A 24,771-nucleotide genomic window follows, 5' to 3' on the forward strand; every position below is an offset into this window, starting at 1 on the left:
CGCCAGCAGAGGTCCCTACGCGCACGGAGCAGCCTTGGCACGCAAGATCGGCAGCCGCTACACCGCGCACCAGGTGATCGGCCGGGGCTCGGCGGGAACCGTCTGGCTGGGCGAGGGCCCCGAGGGGCCGGTGGCGATCAAGCTGCTGCGCGAGGACCTCGCCTCGGACGAGGTCCTGGTCGGCCGTTTCGTCCAGGAGCGGACCGCCCTCACCAGCCTGGACCACCCGCGCGTGGTCGGTGTGCACGACCTGGTGGTGGACGGTGACGACCTGGCCCTGGTGATGGAGCTGGTGCACGGCTCCGACCTGCGCTCCCGGCTGGACCGCGAGGGTCCGCTCACCCCGCAGGCCGCCGTCTCCATCGCCGCCGACGTCGCCGAGGGCCTGGCCGTCGCCCACGCCGCCGGCATCGTGCACCGGGACGTCAAGCCGGAGAACATCCTGCTCGACCAGGCCTCGTCACCGGGACCCGGCGGCGCCCCGCGCGCCAAACTCTCCGACTTCGGCATCGCCCGCCTGGTCGACGCCCCCCGGCGGACCCGGGCCACCAGGATCATCGGCACCCCCGACTACCTGGCCCCCGAGGTGATCGAGGGCCTGGAGCCGCGCGCCGCGGTCGACATCTACGCCCTCGCCACCGTGCTGTACGAACTGCTGGCCGGGTTCACCCCGTTCGGCGGCGGCCACACCGGGGCGGTGCTGCGCCGCCATGTGACCGAGACCGTGGCACCGCTGCCGGGCCTCCCGGACGACCTGTGGAAGGTCATCGCGCAGTGCCTCTCCAAGGCCCCGGCCTCCCGGCTGCGGGCCACCGAGCTGGCCGCCCGGCTGCGCGAGCAGCTGCCGTCGCTGGCCGGGCTGCCGGTGCTGACGGTCAGTCACCCGGACGCCCCGCCCGCCCCCGCACTGCCCGAGTACGACTACGAGGACGACGACCAGGACGGCCCGGACGGACGCGACAGCCTGGACGACCGCGGCTCCGCCGACCGTCCCGGCGGCCGTCCCCGCCGCCGTCCGGCCGTGCCGCTGGCCCCGAGGGCCCAGCCGGACTCCAGCCGGGACACCCACACCAGCCTGCGCCGCCCCAGCCCCGAGGAGCTGGCCTCCTTCGCCGCCGCTTCGCGGCAGGAACGTGCCGCCAAGGCCGGGAGGGCCGGGAAGGGCAGCGGCCACCGCCACGCCGGCGCCAAGCGCGGCGGCGCGGGCCCGGCGGTCCGGCGGCGCCGCCGGATCCTGGCCGGGGTGCTGGTGCTGCTGGTCGCCGCCGGCGGGGTGGGCGCGTACAAGGCGTTCGCCAACGGCACCGACGGCGCGGGGGCCGGCCGTACCGGCAGCGGCGCCGGCACCCACCGTCCCGCTTCCCGTACCCCCGACGTCTCCGCCGCGCCGACCAGCGCCGCCGGACTGCCGCAGGCCCCGGTGGCCGGGCAGAGCGACCCGACCCCGCTGCCCGCCGCCGCGCCGCTGCCGGTCTGGGCGGCCTGGACCACGGCCCCCGCGCCGCCGGTGCCGCTGGTCGGCGGCCTGCGCGCGGTGGAGGTCGGCGGCACCGCCTATGTCTTCGGCACCGACGCGGACGGTTACGTCCGCTTCCTCACCCGCGGCGCCACCGCCTTCGGCGGCTGGGGCAAGCTGACCGGGATACAGGTCAGCGGCGAGCCCGCCGCCGTGGTGCTGCCGGACGGCAGGCTGCGGCTGTTCGCCCGGGGCACCGACGGCCTGGTCTACCAGCGCACCCTGCTCCAGGGCCGGTGGACCGAGAGCGCCTGGGGCAAGCTGGACGGCCAGGTCCGGGTGGACTCGGCCCCCGCCGCCGCGATCCACGGCAGCCGGATCGACCTGGTGGCCAGGATCGGCGGCGTGCTCGCCACCAGCTCCTACGCCGGCAGCGGGGCCTGGAGCGTCTGGCACACGGTGTCCACCGCGGGCAGCATCACCGGCTCGCCGACCCTGGTCGCCGAGGGCGGCGGCCGGATCGACGCCTTCGTCATCCCGGCCGACGGCGGCCAGGTGCTGCGTACCCAGGCCGTCAACGGCCTCTGGTACCAGGCCCAGCCGGTCACCGGGGTGACCGCGGCGGGCGCCGCGTCCCGCCCGGAGGCGGTGCAGACGGCGAGCGGGGTGCAGTACGTCTTCGCCTCCTCCGGCGCCGAGGCCGCGGGCAGCGCCCAGGGCTCCCGCTGGACCCCGGGCACCCTGCACGGCGCGACCGGCGAGCCGGCCGCCTACACCGACGCCACCGGAGTGGGCCTGTTCCTGCGCACCCCGGCCGGCGGCCTGCGGTTCGCGCACACCCGGTAGCCCCCGCGGCCGGGCGGGTACGTGCCGGGGGAGGGCTCGGCGCTGTGTTCCCGCCGGAACCATTAGGCTGGTGGCGTGGCAGCCATCGATCCATCCGAAGCAATCAAGTCCCTCGAAACGACCATGTCGTCGATCGAGGCCGTGGTCGATCTCGACAAGATCCGTGCCGATATCGCGATCTTCGAGGAGCAGGCCGCCGCGCCCGACCTGTGGAACGACCCGGACGCCGCCCAGGTGGTCACCAGCAAGCTGTCCTACCTCCAGGGCGAGCTGCGCAAGGTGATGCAGCTGCGCAGCCGGATCGAGGACCTCTCGGTGATGTTCGAACTGGCCGAGGACGAGGCGGACGCGGACGCCCGTGCCGAGGCCGAGGCCGAACTCGCCAGCGTGCGCAAGGTCATCGACGAGATGGAGGTCCGCACCCTCCTCTCCGGCGAGTACGACGCCCGCGAGGCCCTGGTCAACATCAGGGCCGAGGCCGGCGGCGTGGACGCGGCCGACTTCGCCGAGCGGCTGATGCGGATGTACCTGCGCTGGGCCGAGCGGCACGGCTACCCGACCGAGGTCTACGACACCTCCTACGCGGAGGAGGCCGGCATCAAGTCGGCGACCTTCGGCGTCAAGGTCCCGTACGCCTACGGCACGCTCTCGGTCGAGCAGGGCACCCACCGGCTGGTCCGGATCTCCCCGTTCGACAACCAGGGCCGTCGGCAGACCTCGTTCGCGGGGGTCGAGGTGCTCCCGGTGGTGGAGAAGAGCGACCACGTCGACATCGACGAGGGCGACCTCCGGGTGGACGTCTACCGCTCCTCAGGACCCGGCGGCCAGGGCGTCAACACCACCGACTCGGCGGTCCGGATCACCCACCTCCCGACCAACATCGTGGTCTCCTGCCAGAACGAGCGCTCACAGATCCAGAACCGGGCCAGCGCGATGAACGTGCTCCAGGCCAAGCTGCTGGAGCGGCGCCGCCAGGAGGAGAAGGCGGAGATGGACGCGCTGAAGGACGGCGGCAACTCCTGGGGCAACCAGATGCGCTCCTATGTGCTGCACCCGTACCAGCAGGTCAAGGACCTGCGCACGCAGTACGAGGTCGGCAATCCGCAGGCGGTGCTGGACGGCGACCTGGACGGGTTCATCGAGGCCGGCATTCGCTGGCGCAAGCAGAATGAGAAGGCCGAATAGGGCGTACGCCCCGAAAACAGCCACTCGGAATATTCATAGCACTCACGGCGATCTGCCCCGGAAACGGGACAGATCGCCGTTGACGTTCAGTAGTGCGATTCAGCATGCTGGCCCGCAATGCCCGGTACGGGCAGGAAGCGAAGTGGTGAGAGGGGCCGTTGTGGCCGATATCCGTCGCGGACACCGGAAGAGGGGCGTCGGCATTCGCTCGCGCGGCGTGCGCGTCGCCACGGCCGCCCTGGCGCTGTCCGGCGCGGGGCTGATGATCACCGGAGTCGCCAACGCCGTCACCGCCCCGGCCCTGGCCCCCGACAAGGTCGTCGACGGTCCGCTGGACGTCCCCAGTGCCTACCTGGACGTGCCCACCTCCACGGACACGGCCGACGACCCGGCGGGCGACGGGACCACCGACCCGGCCGCACCGGTCACCGACCCGGCCGACCCGGGCACCAGCGCACCGGCCGACCCCGGCAGCACCGCCCCGGCCGACCCGACCGGCACCACCCCGGCGGATCCGACCTCGACCGTCGACCCCGGCGCCACCACGGCCTCCGCCGGCACCGGCGCGGCCGGAGCCCCGAGCAGCACGTCCGGCGGTCGCAGCCAGGCCCCGGGGGACGGCGGGATGACCCAGGCCCCGGCCCGGCAGACGCTGGCCGAGACCGGCTCGGACGACAGCGTGCCGTTCCTGCTGGCGGGCGGGTTCACCCTGCTCGCGGGCGGACTGGTGTTCCGCTTCGGCCCGCGCAGCGCGGCCCCCCGGCACGGCGCCTGAGCCGGGCCCCAGACGGCAGGAAGCACGGAAAGGCCCCTGGAGCGCACTCCAGGGGCCTTTCCGACGTACCGCGTAGCTCTTACCGCGTAGCTCTCTTGTGCGGGGGCCTCAGGCGAAGGCGTGCCGCGCTATCAGCGCGCAGGCCAGCAGGGCCACCAGCAGGGCGATCAGCGCGGCGGGGGAGAGGCTGCCGAAGAGGCCCCGCTGGTCCTGCAGTCGCTGTCGGCTCGCGCGACAGGTGGGGCAGCGTCCCTCCGCCACCGGACCAGCACAGTTGGCGCACACCAGACGGTCGAGCGTCATGTCGATCTCCTCCTTCGACCTGCCCAACGAGACACCATGCCGGGTGGGTTCCCTCCACTGTGCCATGTCGAACACGATCCGCGCGGATTCCCTGAACTGTGCGGTCCGCGAGGATGATCACACTCAGTGACCTTGGTGGCATGATCCCAGGAATTTGGCGAATTTTTATACCGATTTGATGGTTTACGTCCGTGAACTCCCCCACCATTCCGTACCCGTGACTGTGAGCAGCCGTCCGGTTCGCGTATGGTCGGCCAACCGGGGGAGCCGTGCGTCGCCCCGTGGCGCGGCTCCACTGACAGACCTGTCCCTGTCCGCGAGGAGGGAAGCGGGTTCCGGATTTATCGGCACCCGCGCTGCCTCCTACACCTAGACTGGCCGACCGTGATGCAGCCGTGATCCGATTCGACAACGTCTCCAAGACCTATCCGAAGCAGAACCGTCCCGCGCTGGACAATCTCTCGCTAGAGATCGAAAAGGGCGAGTTCGTCTTCCTGGTCGGTTCCTCCGGCTCGGGCAAGTCGACCTTCCTGCGGCTGATCCTGCGCGAGGAGCGGCCCAGCACCGGCGAGGTGCACGTGCTGGGCAAGGACCTGGCCAAGCTGTCCAACTGGAAGGTCCCGCAGATGCGGCGCCAGCTGGGCACGGTGTTCCAGGACTTCCGGCTGCTCCCCAACAAGACGGTCGGCCAGAACGTCGCCTTCGCGCTGGAGGTGATCGGCAAGCCCCGCAATGTGATCGGCAAGGTCGTCCCCGAGGTGCTGGAACTGGTCGGCCTGGCCGGCAAGCAGGACCGGATGCCCGGCGAGCTCTCCGGTGGTGAGCAGCAGCGTGTGGCCATCGCCCGCGCCTTCGTGAACCGTCCGATGCTGCTGATCGCGGACGAGCCGACCGGAAACCTGGACCCGCAGAACTCGGTGGGGATCATGAAGCTGCTGGACCGGATCAACCGGACCGGCACCACGGTGCTGATGGCCACGCACGACCAGGCCATCGTCGACCAGATGCGCAAGCGGGTCATCGAGCTGGACCAGGGCCACCTGGTCCGCGACCAGTCCCGCGGCGTCTACGGGTACCAGCACTGAGGCCCGGGGCCACCCGTCCCCTCCGCTCGGCGTCCGCACCAGGCGACGTCAAGAACAGCTAGGAAGTCATGCGCGCACAGTTCGTCATGTCGGAGATCGGCATCGGTCTCCGCCGCAACCTGACGATGACCATCGCGGTGGTCGTGAGCGTGGCGCTCTCGCTCGCGATGGTGGGAGCGGCCCTGCTGCTCAACGCCCAGGTCCGCGACATGCGCGGGTACTGGGGCGACAAGGTCGAGGTGTCGATCTTCTTCTGCAACAAGGCCGACGCGGGCCAGGGCAGCGGCGGTACCGGCACCGGCGCGGTGGTCGGCACGGTGGCCCCCAACTGCGCCTCCGGCGCGGCCACCCAGACCCAGATGGACTCGGTCCAGGCGCAGCTGCAGAAGACCGGCCTGGTCGAGAAGTTCTACACGGAGACCCCGGCCCAGGCGCTGGACGAGTTCAAGAAGCAGGACCCGAAGAACCCGCTGATCCCCTCGCTCACCGCCGACTCCTTCGAGAACTCGCTGCGGATCAAGCTGACCGACCCGCAGAAGTACCAGGTGGTCTCGGGCCTGGTCGGCGGCCAGCCCGGGGTGAAGGAGGTGCAGGACCAGAACGAGGTGCTGAAGCCCCTGTTCAACCTGCTCAACACGGCGCAGCTGGGCGCCTGGATCATCATGGTGGTGATGGCCTTCGTGACCATCCTGCTGATCGTCAACACGGTGCGGGTGTCCGCGTTCAGCCGTAAGCGCGAGACCGGCATCATGCGGCTGGTCGGCGCCTCCAACTACTACGTGCAGATGCCGTTCATCGCGGAGGCGGCGTTCGCGGCGGTGGTCGGCGCGGTGCTGGCCTCGGCGATGCTGGCGGTGGGCAAGTACCTGTTCATCGACCGGATCCTGAGCCAGCAGGTCAAGCTGATCGCCTTCATCGGCTGGGGGCCGGTGTTCCAGGTGATGCCGCTGATGCTGCTGGCCGGCCTGGTGGTGTCCTCGCTTGCGGCCTTCCTGACCCTGCGCAAGTACCTGCGGGTCTAGCGCCGGCAGGCAGTAAGTATGAAGAGCGCCCCGGATGTTGTACTGCGTCCGGGGCGTTCTGCTGCGTTCGTCGCGGTAGCGGGGCCTCCGCCCCCTAGACTCAGCCAGCATGTCCGGTAGCCATCCGCATCTCCGCCTGCAACTGGCCCTCGGCCTGGTGTTCGGGGCCGTGCTGGCAACAGGCGCCACCGCCGGCGCATGGGGCAGCGAGGGCCGGCCCCCCGCGCTGTCGGTGAGCGCCGACGCCGCCGCGCGGCACTGGGTCGAGCACAGCGGCGACCGCTGGGCCGCCTACTACAGCCCGCAGCAGTACGCCGTCATGACCGAGGCCCTGGACGGCCGTTACGCCGGCGTCGGGCTGTGGGTGGTCCGCAGCCCGAGCGGTGTGGTCACCGTCTCCCAGGTCCGCGGCGACGGGCCCGCGGCCCGGGCCTCGGTGCGGGCCGGCGAGCGGCTGCTGGCCGTCGACGGACGGAAGGTCACCGGCCTGCCGGTGACCGAGGTGGTCGCCCTGCTGCGCGGCGGCAGCCCGGTCGCCGGAACCGATGTCTCGCTCACCCTGCAGCGGGGCAAGCAGCTCCGCACGGTGACCCTGCGCCGCCAACTGCTGGACGCCGAGGACGTGGTGGTGGACCACCCGGTGACCGGGATCACCCGGATCGTGGTCTCGGCGTTCACCACCGGCACCGGCGACCAGGTGGAGGCCGCGGTGCAGCAGAGCGCGGCCGACCGCGGCCGGGGCATCCTGCTGGACCTGCGCGGCAACTCCGGCGGCCTGCTGGAGGAGTCGGTCGAGTCCGCCTCCAGCCTGCTGGACGGCGGCCCGGTCGGCTCCTACCGGGACGACGGCAGGACCTACCCGCTCACCGCCGAGCCGGGCGGCAACACCGGCCTCCCGGTGGTGGTGCTGGTGGACGGCGGGACCATGAGCGCGGCCGAGCTGCTGACCGGCGCGCTCCAGGACCGCGGCCGCGCGGTGGTGGTCGGCTCACGGACCTTCGGCAAGGGCGCGGTGCAGCAGCCCGACCCGCTGCCCGGCGGCGCGGTGGTCGAGCGCACCGTCGGCCACTACCGCACCCCGGACGGGCACGACCTGGACGGGACCGGCATCACCCCGGACGTCCCGGTCCCGCCCGCGGACGGGGCCCCGGCGGCGGAGCGCACCGCGATGACCGTGCTCAACGACCTGGCCGGGCTGGACAGCCAGTAAACCTCCGTGCCGGGAGCCCGCTCCAGGTGCGAGAATGGCCCCCATCATGGCCAAGGTAAAAGAACCCGGACGCAAGCTCGTCGCGCAGAACAAGAAGGCGCGGCACGACTACAACATCCTGGACGAGATCGAGTGCGGCCTGGTGCTGACCGGCACCGAGGTCAAGTCGCTGCGGGCAGGCAGGGCGTCGCTGGTCGACGGCTTCGCCGAGATCACCAATGGCGAGGCCTGGCTGCACAACGTCCACATCATGGAGTACGCGCAGGGCACGTGGACGAACCACGCCGCCCGGCGCAGGCGCAAGCTGCTCCTGCACAAGGAGGAGATCCGCAAGCTCGACAGCAAACTGCGTGAGTCCGGCTTCACCCTGGTCCCGCTGTCCCTGTACTTCAAGGACGGACGGGCCAAGCTGATGCTGGCACTGGCCCAGGGCAAGAAGCTGCACGACAAGCGGCAGACCCTGCGGGAGAAGCAGGACCGGCGCGAGACCGACCGCGCGCTGTCCGCCGTGCGCCGCCGCGCTCAGGCCTAATGTGGTGGACCGACCCCTTCGCGGGGTCGTAGGATGGACGGTGTAACGCAGGACCCCCCAGGTCCCGGCGAAACAGCACACGATTCCAGCGAGTGTGCTTTGACAAATGAATAGCACCCACATGGGGGTGATCGGTTTCGACTGGGGATGTCGATCCAGGGGAAGCGAGCCGAGGAAGCGGCAATGATCTCGTAAACCATATGTCGCAAAACATAATCGCCAACTCTAAGAGCGATTCCTTCGCTCTCGCCGCCTGAGCGAGAGTAAAAGGTGTCAGACCGGGCGCGTTCCCGTCCCGGACCCTGGCATAATCTAGGGAACTCCACCGTCCCACCCGGTCACGGGGTGAGGCGGGAAACCAAACAGTGACTGGGCCCGTCGGCGGCTTGTCCGCGAGACTGCCGGGGCCGAGAAAATCGCAGCGGTCTGCGCTCGGAGAAGCCCTGGTTTTGCACCACAGGACGCGGGTTCGATTCCCGCCACCTCCACCACTGTGCCCTTTCAGGAAGGCACACCCCCCATGCGCCGAGCCGCCCGTCCCTGCGACGTGGCGGCTTTCGGCGTTCTCCGGTCGGACAGACCCTAGGCTTCGGCCCATGGAGAAGTTGCCCACGGAGAAGCTGAGTGCCCGTGCCCTCAACCGCGCCACGCTGGCCCGGCAGATGCTGCTGGCCAGGGAGCGGCGCGGGGTGCTGGAGACGGTGGAGTTCCTGGGCGGACTGCAGGCGCAGGTCCCCAACGCCTCCTACACCGGCCTGTGGACCCGGCTGGTCGACTTCGACCCGGAGCAGCTGTCGGCGCTGATGACGGACCGCTCGGTGGTCCGGATCTCGGCGATGCGCGGCACCATCCATCTGCTCAGCGCCGACGACGCGCTGAGCTTCCGTCCGCTCTGCCAGGTGGTCAACGACCGCGGCCCGTTCGGGAAGGGCGCCTACCGCAAGGCGCTGGCCGGGATCGAGCAGGCGGACCTGGTGGCCGCCGCCCGAAAGCTGCTGGAGGCCGAGCCGCTGACCAACGGCCGGCTCGGCGCGGCCCTGCAGCAGGCCTTTCCCGGCTATGACGGCTCCACCCTGGCCTGGGCGGTCCGGGACAGCCCGCTGGCCCTGGTGCAGGTGCCGCCGCGCGGGCTGTGGGGCCGGAGCGGCGCGCCCACCTCCACCACCGCCGAGCACTGGCTCGGCCGCCCGCTGGACCCGGCCCCTTCGGTGGACCGGATGGTGCTGCGCTACCTGGCCGCCTTCGGCCCGGCGACCGTCCGCGACGCCCAGGCCTGGTCGGGGCTGACCCGGCTGGCCGAGGTGTTCGAGCGGCTGCGCCCGCAGCTGCGCACCTTCCTGGACGCCGGGTCCGGGCGCGAGCTGTTCGACCTCCCGGACGCCCCGCGCCCGGCGGAGGACACCCCCGCGCCGGTGCGGTTCCTGCCGGACTACGACAACGTGGTGCTCGGCTACGCCGACCGCGGTCGGATCATCACCCCGGAGGACCAGGTCCGGCTGGGGCAGCTCAACCGCTACCTGGCGGCGTTCCTGGTGGACGGCCGGGTCCGCGGCGCCTGGTCGGTGGCACCGGCCGGTCCGGTCCCCGAGGTCGTCGTCAGCGGCTTCACCGAGCTCAGCGCCGAGGAGGAGCAGGCGGTGCGCGAGGAGGCCGAGAAACTGCTGCGGTTCCACCGCCCGGACCTGACCGAGTGGACGGTAACCGTACGGATGCGCGCCGACACGGGCGGATGACGTACGATCGTCCGTCCCCCTTTTCTTCGCAGAAGAGGGGAAAGCACCGCACACCACGTACACCAGGGGGTCCCTTGACCGCGCCCAGCGACATCCAGGCCGGCAGCAGCAGCCGCGCGCACGCGGACTCTCTCAGGGACCGTGAGATCGCCGGCGAGCAGCAGCACCTCGACCGGGTCTACCACCGCCTGGAGGAGAAGCTCGCCGAGGCGGAGTACATCCTCAACGACGCCGCGAGCAAGGCCTCCGTCGGCACGCCCGGCGCGCTCGCCGAGCGCGACGCCCAGGTGTTCCGGGCCGGACTGCACCTGCAGCGGCTGAACAGCGAGTTCGAGGACTTCCTGTTCGGCCGGATCGACCTGCAGCAGCCGGACGGCCCCGAGGAGGACGGCTTCCCCTCGCAGACCCCGCTGGACCCGGCCGACCCCGCCGTCGCCGAGACCCTGCACATCGGCCGGCTCGGTGTGCTGGACACCGAGTACGGGCCGCTGGTGATCGACTGGCGGGCTCCCGCCGCCGCGCCGTTCTACCAGTCCACCCCGCTGCGGCCGGGCCGGGTGATCCGGCGCCGGGTGATCCGCTCGCGCGGGCGCCGGGTGCTCGGGGTCGAGGACGACCTGCTGCGCCCGGACCTGGAGCCGGTGCTGCACGGCGAGCCGCTGGTGATCGTCGGCGACGGCGCGCTGATGGCGACCCTGGGCCGGGCCCGCGGCCACAGCATGCGCGACATCGTCTCCAGCATCCAGCAGGAGCAGGACACCGTGATCCGCGCCGCCGCGGCCGGGGCCACCCTGGTCACCGGCGGCCCCGGCACCGGCAAGACCGCCGTCGCGCTGCACCGCGCCGCCTTCCTGCTCTACCAGGACCGGCGCCGCTACGCGGGCGGCATCCTGGTGGTCAGCCCCACCCCGCTGCTGGTCTCCTACACCGAGGGCGTGCTCCCGGCGCTGGGCGAGGAGGGGCAGGTCGCGATCCGGGCCGTCGGCGGCCTGGTGGACGGCGTCGACGCGGACTCCTACGACACCCCCGAGGTGGCCAGGATCAAGGGCTCCTCGCGGATGGTGGCGCTGATGCGCCGCGCCGCCCGTACCGCCCTCGACACTCAGGACACCCCCACCGAGCTGCGGGTCAGCGCCCTCGGCGAGGTGCTGCGGCTGGACGCCAACGCGCTGCGCAACCTGCGCCGCAGCATCCTCGGCACCGGCGGCACCCCCGTCAACCTGCTCCGGCCCCGGGCCCGCAGGCTGCTGCTGGACGCCCTCTGGTCGCTGCTGCTGCGCACCCGTCCGCGCACCGGCGACCGGGTGGACCGGGAGCACCAGCAGCGCGAGCGGGAGACCTTCGACGAGTACATCAGCGACGACGAACGCTTCCTCGGCTTCCTGGACGCCTGGTGGCCCTCGCTGACCCCGCGCCGGGCCCTGGCCACCCTGCGCGACCAGCGGCTGGTCGGCAGGCTGGTCCGCGGCACGCTGAGCCAGCAGGAGACCCGGCTGCTGGCCGCCTCCTGGCAGCACCTGGACCAGGACGGCAACGGCAGCCTGACCGCGCACGACGTGGCGCTGCTGGACGAGCTGCTGGTGCTGCTCGGCGAGCCGGCCCGGCCCCGGGTCCGCGAGGTGGACGCGGCGGACCTGCTGACCGGCCTGGACGAGGTCACCACCGCCGCCGACCGCAACCGCCGCTCCTACGACCCGCGCCGCGAGGTGCAGGAGCGCACCGAGTACGCGCACGTCATCGTGGACGAGGCGCAGGACCTCACGCCGATGCAGTGGCGCATGATCGGCCGCCGGGCCCGCCAGGCCACCTGGACCATCGTCGGCGACCCGGCCCAGAGCTCCTGGATCGACCCGGCCGAGGCCCAGGCCGCGATGGACGAGACCCTGGGCGGCAAGACCCGGCGCCGGTTCACCCTCACCACCAACTACCGGAACCCGGCCGAGATCGCCGACGTGGCCTCGCGGATCCTGGCGCAGGCCGCCCCGGGCACCGAGCCGCCGCGCGCGGTCCGCTCCACCGGGGTGCACCCGCGCTTCGTCTCGGTGGCCGGCGAGGACGCGGTGGGCCCGGCGGCCAGGGCCGAGGTCGAGCGGCTGCTCGGCGAGGTGGACGGCACGGTCGGCATCGTGGTGCCGATGGACCGCAGGGGCGAGGCCGCCGGGTGGATCGCCGGCCTCGGCGAGCGCGCGGTGGCCCTGGGCAGCCTGGAGGCCAAGGGCCTGGAGTACGACGCCACGGTGGTCGCCGACCCGTCCGGCATCGCCGGTGAGTCCGAGGCCGGGCTGCGGGTGCTCTACGTGGCGCTGACCCGGGCCACCCAGCGGCTGACCGTGCTCTCCGGGCCGCTGGACCTGCCGGACGCGGACGGCGTCCCGGCCCTGCTGCACGGCTGAGGGCCGCGCGGCCGAGGCGTATGCCGAAGGGCGCCCCAACCATCGGTTGGGGCGCCCTTGCTGACGTTCAGTACGACACCGACCCGCCATGCTCGCCTCGCGGCAAGTGGTCGCTCTAGGCGACTAAGGTTGGGCCCGGGGGCTTGGATCGAGCCGGTGTCGCACACCCAGACTAACAAAGGTCCCCGGGAACGCATTCCCTTCGCACCAGAATCTTCGGCTCTCCGCTCCGTGGAACAACATTTCCACTTACGCACTGGTAGGTGCGACGATCAGACCACCAACCTGATGAAGTGCGCGCGTACGAGAGAAGGAACGTCGATGGCGACGGTGCCCAGTGTGTCCAACTCGATCACGGTGCGGATGGAGGTCCCGGCCCGCGGCAACGCGGTGAGCCAGATCACCACCCTGGTGGAGTCCTGCGGCGGATCCGTCACCGGCCTGGACGTCACCGCCTCCGGCCTGGAGTCCCTGCGGATCGACGTCACCATCGCCGCCGCCTCGGTCTCCCACGCCGAGGAGATCGTCGACAAGCTCCGGACCATCGACGGGATCACCATCGGCAAGGTCTCCGACCGGACCTTCCTGATGCACCTCGGCGGCAAGATCGAGATGTCGTCCAAGCTGCCGATCCGCAACCGCGACGACCTCAGCATGATCTACACCCCGGGCGTGGCGCGGGTCTGCATGGCCATCGCCGAGAACCCCGACGACGCCCGCCGGCTCACCATCAAGCGCAACAGCGTCGCCGTGGTCACCGACGGCTCCGCGGTGCTGGGCCTCGGCAACATCGGCCCCAAGGCCGCGCTGCCGGTGATGGAGGGCAAGGCCGCCCTGTTCAAGCGGTTCGCCGGCATCGACGCCTGGCCGCTCTGCCTGGACACCCAGGACACCGACGAGATCGTCGCCGTGGTCAAGGCGATCGCCCCCGGCTTCGCCGGGATCAACCTGGAGGACATCTCCGCGCCGCGCTGCTTCGAGATCGAGGCCCGGCTGCGCGAGGCGCTGGACATCCCGGTCTTCCACGACGACCAGCACGGCACCGCCATCGTGGTGCTGGCCGCGCTCACCAACGCGCTGCAGGTGGTCGGCAAGGAGATCGGCGACGTACGGGTCGTCATGTCCGGTGCGGGGGCGGCCGGGACGGCCATCCTGCGGCTGCTGCTGGACGCGGGTGTGGCGCACGCCACGGTGGCGGACGTGCGGGGCGTGGTGCACGGCGGGCGGGACGACCTCGACGAGTCGCTGCGGTGGATCGCCGACAACACCAACCGCAGCGGGCGCACCGGCTCGCTCAAGGAGGCCGTCCGCGGCGCGGACGTGTTCATCGGGGTCTCCGCGCCCAACGTACTCGACGGGGACGACATCGCCGCGATGGCCGACGGCGCGATCGTGTTCGCGCTGGCCAACCCGGACCCCGAGGTCGACCCCGCGGTGGCCCGGCAGACCGCCGCCGTGGTGGCCACCGGCCGCAGCGACTTCCCCAACCAGATCAACAACGTGCTGGTGTTCCCGGGCGTGTTCCGGGGCCTGCTGGACGCTCAGAGCCGCACCGTCAACAGCGAGATGATGCTCGCCGCGGCCCGCGCCCTGGCGGCCACCGTCAGCGCCGACGAGGTCAACGCCAACTACATCATCCCCAGCGTGTTCCACCCGGACGTCGCCAAGACCGTCGCCGCGGCCGTCCGCGACGCCGCCTTCGCCGCCGGGACGGCCCAGGCGCCGCGGAACCCGGTCGGCGAGACGGGCACCTTCCCCGCCGTCCAGCTCTGAGGCGTACGGTGACGGTCGGTAGGGTCGCCGGTGTGTCGGAAGCGTGCTGTTTGGGGGCATCTGCTCCCAGGGCGTACGGTATCCATGCACCGGCGTGCCGTGCCTGCCACACCAGGTACATCACCTAGAGTGTCCGGCGGGAGTCCGATGGACCGTCACTGCGCGTATTGCGTGGCGCTGTTCGTGTGACCCCCGCAGGAGCCGGATTCGCTTTCCCGGCGGTGGTGGGGGCAGGATTCGTCCCAAGGCAAGAGATTTGCGCAGCCTGGGGCACCAAGCAGAACCCCTATCGCCTGTCGGTACGCCGCCCTCCCAGGGGGCGGCGCGACAGCCGAGGCGGCGGTCCTCCGGGGCAGCCGATGATCGCATCGCGACAGACCAACATGGAGTACACATGAACCGCAGTGAGCTGGTGGCCGCCCTCTCCGAGCGTGCCGAGGTGACCCGCAAGGACGCCGACGCCGTCCTGGCCGCGCTCGCCGAGGTCGTCGGCGACGTCGTCGCCAAGGGTGACGAGAAGGTCACCATCCCCGGCTTCCTGACCTTCGAGCGCACCCACCGTGCCGCTCGTACCGCGCGCAACCCGCAGACCGGCGACCCGATCCAGATCGCCGCCGGCTACAGCGTGAAGGTCTCCGCGGGCTCCAAGCTCAAGGAAGCCGCCAAGGGCAAGTAAGCACCCAGGGCAGTACCGAAGTACCGCAGCACCCCGTAACGCACCGCGCCGGGCTCCCCGTCCCCCTTCCAGGGGCGTGGAGCCCGGCGCGGTGCGTTGTCCGTCCCGGCGGGGGCTACTCCTCGGTGGGGAGTTCCACCTGGGCGCCGAGGGCGCGGAGCTTCTCCATGAAGTTCTCGTAGCCGCGGTTGATCAGGTCGATGCCGTGCACCCGGGAGGTGCCCTGGGCGGCCAGGGCCGCGATCAGGTACGAGAAGCCGCCGCGCAGGTCGGGGATGACCAGCTCGCCGCCCTGGAGCTTGGAGGGCCCGGAGACTACGGCCGAATGGAGGAAGTTCCGCTGCCCGAACCGGCACGGGGTGCTGCCCAGGCACTCGCGGTAGAGCTGGATGTGGGCGCCCATCTGGTTCAGCGCCGAGGTGAAGCCCAGCCGGGACTCGTACACCGTCTCGTGCACGATGGAGAGGCCCGCGGCCTGGGTCAGCGCCACCACCAGGGGCTGCTGCCAGTCGGTCTGGAAACCGGGGTGGACGTCGGTCTCCAGGGCGATGGCGTTGAGCTCGCCGCCCGGGTGCCAGAAGCGGATGCCCTCGTCGTCCACCTCGAACGCCCCGCCGACCTTCCGGAAGGTGTTGAGGAAGGTCATCATCTCCAGCTGGCGGGCGCCGTGGACGTAGATGTTGCCGCCGGTGGCCAGCGCCGCGCAGGCCCAGGAGGCGGACTCGAGCCGGTCCGGGAGGGCGCGGTGGTTGTAGCCGGTGAGCCGGTCCACGCCGGTGACCAGGATGGTCCGGTCGGTCCCCATCGAGATGATCGCGCCCATCTTCTGCAGCACGCAGATGAGGTCGACGATCTCCGGCTCGATGGCGGCGTTGCGCAGCTCGGTGACGCCCTCGGCGAGCACCGCCGTGAGCAGCACCTGCTCGGTCGTGCCGACCGAGGGGTAGGGCAGCTCGATCTTGCAGCCGCGCAGCCGCTGCGGGGCGGTGAGCACGGTGCCCTGCGGGTGCTTCTCGATGGTGGCGCCGAACTGGCGCAGCACGTCGAAGTGGAAGTCGACCGGGCGTCCGCCGATGTCGCAGCCGCCCAGGCCGGGGATGAAGGCGTGGCCGAGCCGGTGCAGCAGCGGGCCGCAGAACAGGATCGGGATCCGCGAGCTGCCCGCGTGCGCGTCGATGTCGGCGACGTTGGCGCTCTCCACGTGGGTGGGGTCGAGGATCAGCTCCCCGGCCTCGTCGCTCTCGCGCACGGTGACCCCGTGCAGCTGGAGCAGGCCGCGGACCACCTTGACGTCGCGGATGTCCGGGACGTTGCGGAGCCGGCTCGGCTCGTGTCCGAGCAGGGCGGCCACCATGGCCTTGGGCACCAGGTTCTTGGCGCCGCGGACACGGATCTCACCCTCGAGCGGGTTGCCGCCATGGACAAGCAGGACGTCTTCGGTCATGTTCTCGCGATCCAGGGTGAGGGTAGGGCCGGTGCGGGAGGGACGGACCCGCTTTGTCGCGGGTTCGTCACCTCAGGAGATGGTAATGCGCATATCGGTGGTTCCCGGTGACGTGTGACCTTGGTATGGCGGCGGAAACCGGCCAGGCCGGAGGCCCTGAGTGTGGCGAATGTCTCACTCGCCGGGTGCTTCGGTGTGCGGAAGGCGAGTTGCGGACGTTCTCATTGCCCGTGGACGGGGGAGTGCGGCAGCATCTCAGACATGACCGAGGTTGTCTCGCTCGCTGGCAGGTTGCTCGTGGCGACCCCCGCGCTGACCGACCCGAACTTCGACCGCGCGGTGGTGCTCCTGCTCGACCACGACGAGGAGGGCTCGCTCGGCGTGGTCCTGAACCGGCCGACCCCGGTGGGGGTCGAGGCGGTGCTGGAGTCGTGGGCGGAGCTGGCCGGCTCGCCGGCGGTGGTGTTCCAGGGCGGCCCGGTGGCGCTGGACTCCGCGCTGGCGCTGGCCGTGGTGCCGGGCGAGCAGACGGTCGAGGAGGTGCTCGGCTGGCGCCGGGTGCACGGCGCGATCGGCCTGGTCGACCTGGAGGCCCCGCCGGAGCTGCTGGCCTCCGAGCTGGGCTCGCTGCGGGTCTTCGCCGGGTACGCCGGCTGGGGCCCGGGCCAGCTGGAGGACGAGCTGCTGGACGGCGCCTGGTACGTGGTGGACTCCGAGCCGGGCGACGTGTCGGTGCCCGACCCGGCCCGGCTGTGGCGAGCGGTGCTGCGGCGGCAGCGCGGGGAACTGGCGATGGTGGCGACCTACCCGGACGATCCTTCGATGAACTGAGCGCGTCGGGCACTCCAGGCCGATGGTGCCTGGGCGGGGTCCGCGGGCAGTTCTAGAATGGTGCGCCATGAGCACCCTTGAACCCGAGCCCCAGCGCGTCGGCGGTCTCGGCACCCTGACCGAGTCGGTACCCCAGACCTCCCACGGCGACGGCGACCACGAGCGCTTCGCGCACTACGTCAAGCGCGACAAGATCATGGACAGCGCGCTCTCCGGCTCGCCGGTCGTGGCGCTCTGCGGCAAGGTCTGGGTGCCCGGGCGCGACCCGAAGAAGTACCCGGTCTGCCCCATGTGCAAGGAGATCTTCGACGGCCTCGACGGCGGCGGGGACAAGGGCAACGGCGGCAAGGACAAGTAGTCCGGCCCCCGCCCGGTCCCGGCAGATCGTTACTGGTCTGGACCAATGGCGCGATGCGGGGCAGGATGGGTCCTCATGGACCTCATACCTGCCCCGCTCGACATCCGCACCGACGACGACCTGACCTTCCTGTTCGACGCCGAGTCGGGCCTGGGCGGCGGACCGGGGACGGAGCGGGTGCGGCACTGGCTCCGGGCCACCCTCGGCGCGGCCACCGGGCTGCTGCTGACGGGCACGGGACCCGGCATCGAACTGGCGGTCGTCCCCGGCCTCGGGTCCGAGGAGTACCGGCTGGAGGTGACCGGCGGAGGGGTGCTCATCTCCGCCGGGGACGAGGCCGGCCTGTTCTGGGGCGCGCAGACGCTGCGCCAGCTGCTCGGCCCGGACGCCTACCGCCGCGCGCCGCTGCGGCGGGACGGCTGGGCGGTGCCCCGGGTCACCGTGGCCGACGCCCCCCGCTTCGGCTGGCGCGGCGTCCTGCTGGACGTCTCCCGGCACTTCCTGCCCAAGGCGGACGTGCTGCGCTACGTCGACCTGCTGGCCGCGCACAAGCTCAATGTGCTGCATCTGCACCTGACCGACGACCAGGGCTGGCGGATCGAGATCAAGCGCTACCCGAAGCTGACCGAGGTCGGCGGGTGGCGTGAACGCTCCATGGTCGGTTATCGCTCCGGAGGGGAGCGCGACAACCGGCCGCACGGCGGCTACTACACCCAGGACGACCTCCGGGAGATCGTCGCCTACGCGGCGGACCGGCAGGTCACCGTGGTGCCGGAGATCGACGTCCCGGGCCACGCGCAGGCGGCCGTCGCCGCGTACCCGGAGCTGGGCAACCAGGACGTGGTCGACACCGGGGCGCTGTCCACCTGGACCGACTGGGGGATCAACCCCAATGTGCTGAACGTCGAGGACAGCACGATCCGGTTCTACGAGAACGTGCTGGAGGAGGTCCTCGACATCTTCCCGTCCACCTTCATCCACCTCGGCGGGGACGAGTGCCCCAAGGAGCAGTGGAAGGCCAGCGCCGCCGCCCAGAACCGGATCAAGGAGCTCGAACTCGCCGACGAGGACGAACTGCAGAGCTGGTTCCTGCGGCACTTCGACAGCTGGCTGGCGGAGCGCGGACGCCGGCTGATCGGCTGGGACGAGATCCTCGAAGGAGGGCTGGCGCCGGGCGCGGCGGTGTCCTCCTGGCGCGGCTACGCCGGCGGGGTGGCCGCGGCCAAGGCAGGGCACGACGTGGTGATGTGCCCCGAGCAGCAGGTCTACCTGGACCACCGGCAGGCGGCAGGACCGGACGAGCCGATTCCGGTCGGCTGGGTGCGCAGCCTGGAGGACGTCTACCGGTTCGAGCCGCTGCCCCCGGCGCTGCGTCAGGACCCGGAGGCGGCGGCCCATGTGATCGGCACTCAGGCCAACCTGTGGAGCGAGTTCATGGACGACGCCAGGGACGTCGACTACCGCGCCTTCCCCCGGCTGGCGGCGTTCGCCGAGGTCGCCTGGTCGCGGCTGCCGCAGCTGCCCGAGGACCGGGACTGGGACGGGTTCTCGGCCCGGATGGAGACCCACTACCGCCGGCTCGACGCGCTGGGGGTGGAGTACCGCCCGGCCGATGGCCCCAAGCCGTGGCAGCTCCGCCCCGGTGTGCAGGGACGTCCGATCGAGGGACTGCCGCCGGTGGTCTGATCCCGCGGAACCGCTTGCGGGACGTGCCCCGCGGGAGTGACGGGACGGGCTGGGGATGTCCCCAGTCCGCCCAAAAAGGGTCCCAATTCGGGCAATAGGGGCAGCTCGTAGCTCCTGGGAGGTGTCACCACGACGGAAGGGTGCGCGGTCGGGCTGTTTGCACGTACGGTACGGCGAGAAGCAGCGGCGGTGTGAGAGACCCGAGCACGGTGGGACACAGGTGAACCAAACGATCATGCTCCCGGCCTCGCTTGACGAGGCGGTCACGGCGCTGGCGGCCTCCCCGGCCGCCGTACCCGTGGCGGGCGGGACCGACCTCATGGGGGCGGTGAACGCCGGCCTGCTGCGCCCGATGGCACTGATCGGCCTGGGGCGGATCAACGAGCTGCGCGGCTGGCAGTACCAGGACGGCGCCGCCCAGCTCGGCGCCGGGCTCACCCACGCCCGGATGGGCCGCCCCGACTTCGCCGCGCTGATGCCCGCCCTGGCCGAGGCCGCCCGCAGCGCCGGACCGCCGCAGGTCCGCAACGCCGGGACGCTCGGCGGCAACATCGTCACCGCCGACCCGGCCGGGGACACCCTGCCGGTGCTGGCCGCGCTGGAGGCCACGGTCACCCTGGTCGGCCCCGAGGGCGCCCGCGAGGTCCCGGTCAGCCACCTGCTCACCGGGCTCGACCCGATGCGCGGCGGCGAACTGCTCGGCTACGTCCGGGTCCCGCTGCTGCACGCCCCCCAGGTCTTCATGAAGGCCACCGGGCGCACCGGGCCCTCCCGCGCCACCGCCTCGGTGGCCCTGGTGCTCGACCCGGCCCGGCGCGCGGTGCGCTGCGCGGTCGGTGCGGTCGCACCGGTGCCGCTGCGCCCGCTGGAGGCTGAGCAGTGGGTCTCCGGCTGCATCGACTGGGACGGCGACCGGACCATAGACCCCGCTGCCGCGGCGGCCTTCGGCGAGTACGTCGCCTCCGCCTGCGTCCCCGAGCCGCCCGGCGGCCTGGGGCCCGAAGGTGCGGACGGGGGGCCGGGCGCGGCAGCCGCACGGCTGCGCCGTACCGTGTCCGTACTGGCCCGCCGCGCACTCGGGAGGGCGCTGAAGTGACGGACTACCTGACCAACCCGGTGACCCTGGGCATGGCCGAGAGCATGGGCGCGACCGGTTTCGGCAGCTCGGACGAATCGCCGCGGGTCTCGTACACCCTTCGGGTGAACGGCCTGGACCGGCCGGTCGACGGGGCCTGGATCGGCGAGAGCCTGCTCTACGTGCTGCGCGAACGGCTCGGCCTGGCCGGCGCCAAGGGCGGCTGCGACCAGGGCGAGTGCGGGGCCTGCTCGGTGCAGTTGGACGGGCAGTTGACGGCCGCCTGCCTGGTTCCGGCCGCGCTGGCGGCGGACAGCGAGATCCGCACCGTCGAGGGGCTCAGCACCAACGGCAGCCCCTCGGACGTGCAGCGGGCGCTGGCCGAGAGCGGCGCGGTGCAGTGCGGCTACTGCGTGCCGGGGCTGGCGATGGCGGTGCACGACCTGCTGGAGCGCAACCACCAGCCGACGGACCTGCAGGCCCGCGAGGCGCTGTGCGGCAACCTGTGCCGGTGCACCGGGTACAGCGGGGCGCTGGCCGCGGTGCAGACCGTGGCCCGGGCCCGCGAGGCGGCGGCGTCGGTGCCGGACCCGGAGACGGAGTCGGGGTCGGGGTCGGAGTCGGACGGCACCGCGGAGGCCGCAGGGCCGGAAGAGAGCGCGGCGGCGACGCCGGAGCCGCCGGCGGGCCCGGTCGAGGCCGAGCAGCCGGTGTACGTGGACCTCCCGGCCCAGCAGTCGGCCGAGCCGGAGCCCCCGGCCGAGCCGGACCCGCTGTTCGGACCGCTGGACGGCTCGGCGGGCCCCGCGGCGACCTCGCAGGTTCCGCAGTACGCCGGATACCCGGAGGGCGAGCCGCAGCCGTACTACCAGGCGCAGGCCGAGGACTACCAGACCGGCCAGTTCCAGCTGCCCGACTACGGGACCGGCCAGTTCCCGGTGCTCCCGGTGCCCGAGTACGGCACCGGCGACTACAGCACCGGCGAGTACAGCGGGGGCGACTACCGGACCGGCGAGTTCGCCACGGGCGAGTTCCCCACCGGCGAGTACGCAACCGGCGAGTACGCCGCGGCCCCGAACGGCTATCCGGCCCCCGCCGAGCTGGAGCCCGGTGTCTACGTCCTGCCGCACCAGCAACAGCAACAGCACACGCATTCGTCCGCCCCGGAGGCCGGAGCATGACCACCCCCTCCAGCTCCGGTGACGAGGAGAACCTGACCGCCCCGGCACCCGGAGTCCCGCAGGGGGCGCCCGGCAGCGCCACCGGGGGCGCCCTCGGCGGCCCCGGCGCCCGCAAGGCGGGCACGGCCACCACCACCGGCACCGGTACGGCCAGGATCCCGGCCCAGCAGGCCGCCGGAGGCGGCACGCTGACCTCGCCGAACGTCGGCGCGAGCGCCGCCGTCGGCGGCACCGCGGTGCTGACCGCCCCGGCCGCGCCGATCGGCCTGGGCACCTCCCCGGTCCGGGCCGACGCGCTGGCCAAGGCCATGGGCACCTTCCCGTACGCGGCCGACCTCTGGGCCGAGGGGCTGCTCTGGGGCGCCGTCGCCCGCGCCCCCTACGCCCATGCCCGGATCGTCTCGGTGGACATCGGCCCGGCGCTGGCCATCCCCGGCGTCCATGTCGTGGTCACCGCCGCCGATCTGCGCCCGGGTCCGTCCGGTCTGCCGGACGGCGCGCCCAGCGGGCCGATCGTGCAGGACCGCCCGGTGTTCGCCGCCGACTACGTCCGGCACCACGGCGAGCCGGTCGCCGCCGTCGCCGCCGACCACCCGGACACGGCCAGGCTGGCCGCCGCCGCGGTGCTGGTGACCTATGAGCCGCTGGAACCGCTGACCGACCCCGAACAGGCGTTCACCGCGCCGCCGATCCACCCCGACGGGAACCTGTTCCGGCACCAGCCGGTGCGCTTCGGCGACCCCGAGGTGGTCGGCGCGGTCGTGGTGGAGGGCCTCTACCAGGTCGGCCGCCAGGACCCGGCCCCGATCGGCGCCGAGGCCGGCCTCGCCGTGCCGCGCCCGGACGGCGGCGTGGAACTGCACGTCGCCAGCACCGATCCGCACGGCGACCGGGACCGGGCCGCGATGTGCCTGGGCCTGGAGCCGGACCGGGTCCGACTGGTCGTCAGCGGCGTCCCCGGCGCCACCGGCGACCGCGAGGACATGGGCTTCCAGGTCGCCCTCGGACTGCTCGCGATCCGCACAGGACACCCGGTGAAGATGGCGCTGACCAGGGAGGAGTCCTTCCTGACCCACGCCCACCGGCACCCCGCGCTGCTGCGCTACCGGCACCACGCCGACGCCGAGGGCCGGCTGCTCAAAGTCGAGGCCCAACTGCTGCTGGACGGCGGCGCCTACGCCGAGGTGTCCAGCGAGGCGCTGGCCGCCGCTGCGGCGATGGCCGCGGGCCCGTACGTCGTCCCGCATGTCTTCGTCGACGCCTGGGCCGTGCGCACCAACAACCCGCCGGCCGGGCGGATGCGCGGCGAGGGCTCGCTGCAGACCTGCTTCGCCTACGAGTCGCAGTTGGACAAGCTGGCCTCGGCGCTGGACCTGGACCCTTTGGAGATTCGTCGCCGTAACGCCATGTCGACAGGCGACCTGCTGCCCACCGGACAGGCCGTCACCTGCCCGGCGCCGGTACGGGAACTGCTGGACGCGCTCGCCGCCGAACCGCTGCCCGCCCTGCCGGTGGACCAGCCCGACGACGAGTGGCTGCTGCCCGGCGGCCCGCACGGGGCCGGCGACCCGTCGGCGGTCCGGCGCGGCATCGGCTACGCCGTCGGCATGGTGCACATGCTCGGCGCCGAGGGCGCGGACGAGGTCTCGACGGCCTCGGTGCGGATCAGCGGCGCCCAGGCGTCGGTGATGTGCACCGCGGTGGACACCGGCACCGGCTTCTCCACCCTGGCCCGGCAGATCGTCCAGGACGTGCTGGGCATCAGCGAGGTCTACATCGCCCCGGTGGACACCGACCAGCCCCCGGCCGGCCCGTCCGCGCGCGGACGGCAGACCTGGGTGTCCGGCGGCGCGGTCGAGCGCGCGGCGCTGATGGTCCGGCACCAGCTGCTGCAGCCGCTGGCCGCGCAGTTCGGCATGTCGCCGGAGTTGCTCACCATCAGCGACGGCAAGATCACCTCCTACGACGGGGTGCTCGGCATGCCGGTGCTCCAGGCGCTGGAGGGCAAGGACCTCTGGGCCACGGCGCAGTGCCGCCCGCACCCCACCGAGCCGCTGGACCCGGAGACCGGGCAGGGCGACGCCTTCGTCGGCCTCGCCTTCTGCGCGATGCGCGCGGTGGTGGACGTGGACGTGGAGCTCGGCACGGTCCGGGTGGTCGAGCTGACGGTGGCCCAGGACGTGGGCCGGGCGCTCAACCCCGAGCAGATCGAGGCCAGGATCGAGGCCGGGGCCACCCAGGGCCTGGGCCTGGCGCTGATGGAGGAACTGGTCAGCGAGGGCGGCCGGATCGCCAACCCCTCGTTCACCCGCTACCGGCTGCCCACCTCGCTGGACGCCCCGGTGATCCGGGTGGCCGCGCTGCTGGAGGAGCGCGACGTGGTCGCCCCCTTCGGCGCCAAGGCCGTCGGCGCCGCCCCGGCCGCGGTCGCCCCGGCCGCGGTCGCGGCAGCCGTCCGCGCCGCCACCGGCCGCCCGGTCACCCGCCTCCCGATCCCCCCGGAAGACATCGTCGGCTGACACCGGTGTCCGGCGCGGTGGCGGGCTTTCCGCTCCGCTCGCACTTCTGGAACACTGAAGGCAGGGACGGTTCAAAACGGCAGCCGACGCCCTGGGCTGCCCGGCGACGGGCGGAGCCCGGAGTCGGACAGGGACACAGATGCAATGAGCATCCCTCAACTGCTGACCACCGCGGAGCGGTGGCGCCCGCGGGCAGCCCCGGGCGCGGTCAGATGCCGGCATGTGCCGGCTCCGCCCGGCGGCGCCGTGCAGATCCCCCGCACCGGGACGGCCGCCCCCTCCCTCTTCGGTGGCCCCGTCAACTCCCTTGCGCTGAAAGGCCGCAGTGCCGCATCCCGGGGGAAGGACAGACCATGACGGACCTTCCGCTCCTTGACATCGTGGTGGTCGACATCGACCGGACCGCGAGGGTGCTGCTCTCCGGGGAACTGGACCTCTCCACCGGCCCGCGGATGCGGGGCGCCGTCGCCGAGATCCTGGAGGACCCGCTGATCGAGCGGATCGTCATCGACGCCGGCCTGCTGACCTTCTGCGACTCCACCGGCCTCGGCATACTGATGGCGGTCCACCGGCTCGCCTCCGAGCACGGCGTCGCCCTCTACCTCTCCGAGGTCTCGCCCCGGCTGCAACGGCTGCTCAGGGAGACCGGATTCAGCCGGAGACTGTCCCCGCCGCCGTGACCGGCTCA

Annotated in this window: 19 protein-coding genes, 1 other RNA gene and 1 pseudogene; 19 read left to right on the forward strand and 2 right to left on the reverse strand. The window is 72.4% G+C overall.

The genetic code is table 11. The features are described 5' to 3' along the window. Window positions 1-34: 34 nt before the first annotated feature. The 3 genes and pseudogenes from ACEZDG_RS29115 to ACEZDG_RS29125 form a co-directional block, all read left to right on the forward strand. Window positions 35-1,324 (forward strand): annotated as a pseudogene (locus ACEZDG_RS29115) (serine/threonine-protein kinase); the annotation flags it as partial. Window positions 1,325-2,377: 1,053 nt separating this feature from the next. Next, entirely contained in the window at window positions 2,378-3,487 is a 1,110-nt protein-coding gene (gene prfB / locus ACEZDG_RS29120; protein WP_380515029.1) for a peptide chain release factor 2, read from the forward strand. A 217-nt stretch (window positions 3,488-3,704) separates the two neighbouring features. Beyond that, window positions 3,705-4,262, forward strand: a complete 558-nt coding sequence (locus ACEZDG_RS29125) for an LPXTG cell wall anchor domain-containing protein (protein ID WP_380515032.1) — start codon at window positions 3,705-3,707, stop codon at window positions 4,260-4,262. 108 nt (window positions 4,263-4,370) lie between these two features. Here ACEZDG_RS29125 and ACEZDG_RS29130 read toward each other — a convergent pair whose 3' ends face one another. After that, entirely contained in the window at window positions 4,371-4,565 is a 195-nt protein-coding gene (locus tag ACEZDG_RS29130; protein ID WP_380515033.1) for a hypothetical protein, read from the reverse strand. A 395-nt stretch (window positions 4,566-4,960) separates the two neighbouring features. Between ACEZDG_RS29130 and ftsE the strand changes: the two genes are divergently transcribed. From ftsE to ACEZDG_RS29175, 9 genes are all read left to right on the forward strand, one after another. Next, window positions 4,961-5,650 (forward strand): cell division ATP-binding protein FtsE, encoded by a 690-nt coding sequence (gene ftsE, locus ACEZDG_RS29135; RefSeq protein WP_380515036.1) that lies wholly within the window; start codon window positions 4,961-4,963, stop codon window positions 5,648-5,650. Window positions 5,651-5,718: 68 nt separating this feature from the next. Continuing rightward, complete coding sequence (ftsX, locus tag ACEZDG_RS29140; RefSeq protein WP_380515038.1) at window positions 5,719-6,672, forward strand: permease-like cell division protein FtsX; 954 nt, start codon at window positions 5,719-5,721, stop codon at window positions 6,670-6,672. Between the two features lie 109 nt (window positions 6,673-6,781). Beyond that, on the forward strand, window positions 6,782-7,882 hold the full coding sequence (locus ACEZDG_RS29145; protein ID WP_380515041.1) for a S41 family peptidase: 1,101 nt from the start codon (window positions 6,782-6,784) through the stop codon (window positions 7,880-7,882). 46 nt (window positions 7,883-7,928) lie between these two features. Continuing rightward, on the forward strand, window positions 7,929-8,414 hold the full coding sequence (gene smpB / locus ACEZDG_RS29150) for an SsrA-binding protein SmpB (protein ID WP_380515043.1): 486 nt from the start codon (window positions 7,929-7,931) through the stop codon (window positions 8,412-8,414). Between the two features lie 123 nt (window positions 8,415-8,537). After that, window positions 8,538-8,905, forward strand: a transfer-messenger RNA (tmRNA) gene (ssrA, locus tag ACEZDG_RS29155). 105 nt (window positions 8,906-9,010) lie between these two features. After that, a complete protein-coding gene (locus tag ACEZDG_RS29160; protein WP_380515046.1) occupies window positions 9,011-10,147 on the forward strand; it encodes a winged helix DNA-binding domain-containing protein in 1,137 nt (378 codons plus the stop codon). 74 nt (window positions 10,148-10,221) lie between these two features. Continuing rightward, window positions 10,222-12,540, forward strand: coding sequence for a HelD family protein (locus tag ACEZDG_RS29165; protein WP_380515049.1), 2,319 nt, complete (start codon window positions 10,222-10,224; stop codon window positions 12,538-12,540). A 321-nt stretch (window positions 12,541-12,861) separates the two neighbouring features. Beyond that, window positions 12,862-14,313, forward strand: coding sequence for an NAD-dependent malic enzyme (locus tag ACEZDG_RS29170; protein ID WP_380515051.1), 1,452 nt, complete (start codon window positions 12,862-12,864; stop codon window positions 14,311-14,313). A gap of 394 nt (window positions 14,314-14,707) precedes the next feature. After that, a complete protein-coding gene (locus ACEZDG_RS29175) occupies window positions 14,708-14,989 on the forward strand; it encodes an HU family DNA-binding protein (RefSeq protein ID WP_030260605.1) in 282 nt (93 codons plus the stop codon). Between the two features lie 115 nt (window positions 14,990-15,104). Here the strand turns inward: ACEZDG_RS29175 and murA are convergent, their stop codons facing one another. Next, complete coding sequence (gene murA, locus ACEZDG_RS29180) at window positions 15,105-16,433, reverse strand: UDP-N-acetylglucosamine 1-carboxyvinyltransferase (RefSeq protein ID WP_380515055.1); 1,329 nt, start codon at window positions 16,431-16,433, stop codon at window positions 15,105-15,107. A gap of 252 nt (window positions 16,434-16,685) precedes the next feature. Here murA and ACEZDG_RS29185 point away from each other — a divergent pair, with 252 nt between their 5' ends. From ACEZDG_RS29185 to ACEZDG_RS29215, 7 genes are all read left to right on the forward strand, one after another. Further along, window positions 16,686-17,264 carry a YqgE/AlgH family protein gene (locus ACEZDG_RS29185; protein ID WP_380515373.1) on the forward strand — a complete coding sequence of 193 codons (579 nt, stop codon included), beginning with the start codon at window positions 16,686-16,688 and terminating at the stop codon, window positions 17,262-17,264. 67 nt (window positions 17,265-17,331) lie between these two features. After that, complete coding sequence (locus ACEZDG_RS29190; protein WP_380515058.1) at window positions 17,332-17,622, forward strand: DUF3039 domain-containing protein; 291 nt, start codon at window positions 17,332-17,334, stop codon at window positions 17,620-17,622. A 75-nt stretch (window positions 17,623-17,697) separates the two neighbouring features. Further along, window positions 17,698-19,308 (forward strand): beta-N-acetylhexosaminidase, encoded by a 1,611-nt coding sequence (locus ACEZDG_RS29195; protein WP_380515061.1) that lies wholly within the window; start codon window positions 17,698-17,700, stop codon window positions 19,306-19,308. Between the two features lie 235 nt (window positions 19,309-19,543). Next, a complete protein-coding gene (locus ACEZDG_RS29200; RefSeq protein ID WP_380515376.1) occupies window positions 19,544-20,404 on the forward strand; it encodes an FAD binding domain-containing protein in 861 nt (286 codons plus the stop codon). Continuing rightward, a complete protein-coding gene (locus tag ACEZDG_RS29205) occupies window positions 20,401-21,564 on the forward strand; it encodes a (2Fe-2S)-binding protein (protein WP_380515063.1) in 1,164 nt (387 codons plus the stop codon). The genes ACEZDG_RS29200 and ACEZDG_RS29205 overlap by 4 nt, the downstream gene beginning before the upstream one ends. Further along, the gene (locus ACEZDG_RS29210; protein WP_380515066.1) at window positions 21,561-24,083 is read left to right on the forward strand and encodes a xanthine dehydrogenase family protein molybdopterin-binding subunit; all 2,523 of its coding nucleotides are present in this window, start codon (window positions 21,561-21,563) and stop codon (window positions 24,081-24,083) included. The genes ACEZDG_RS29205 and ACEZDG_RS29210 overlap by 4 nt, the downstream gene beginning before the upstream one ends. Before the next feature lie 353 nt (window positions 24,084-24,436). Next, window positions 24,437-24,763, forward strand: coding sequence for an STAS domain-containing protein (locus ACEZDG_RS29215; RefSeq protein ID WP_380515068.1), 327 nt, complete (start codon window positions 24,437-24,439; stop codon window positions 24,761-24,763). Window positions 24,764-24,771 lie beyond the last annotated feature (8 nt).

This window comes from Streptacidiphilus alkalitolerans (assembly GCF_042511045.1).
Classification (GTDB): Bacteria; Actinomycetota; Actinomycetes; order Streptomycetales; family Streptomycetaceae; genus Streptacidiphilus; species Streptacidiphilus alkalitolerans.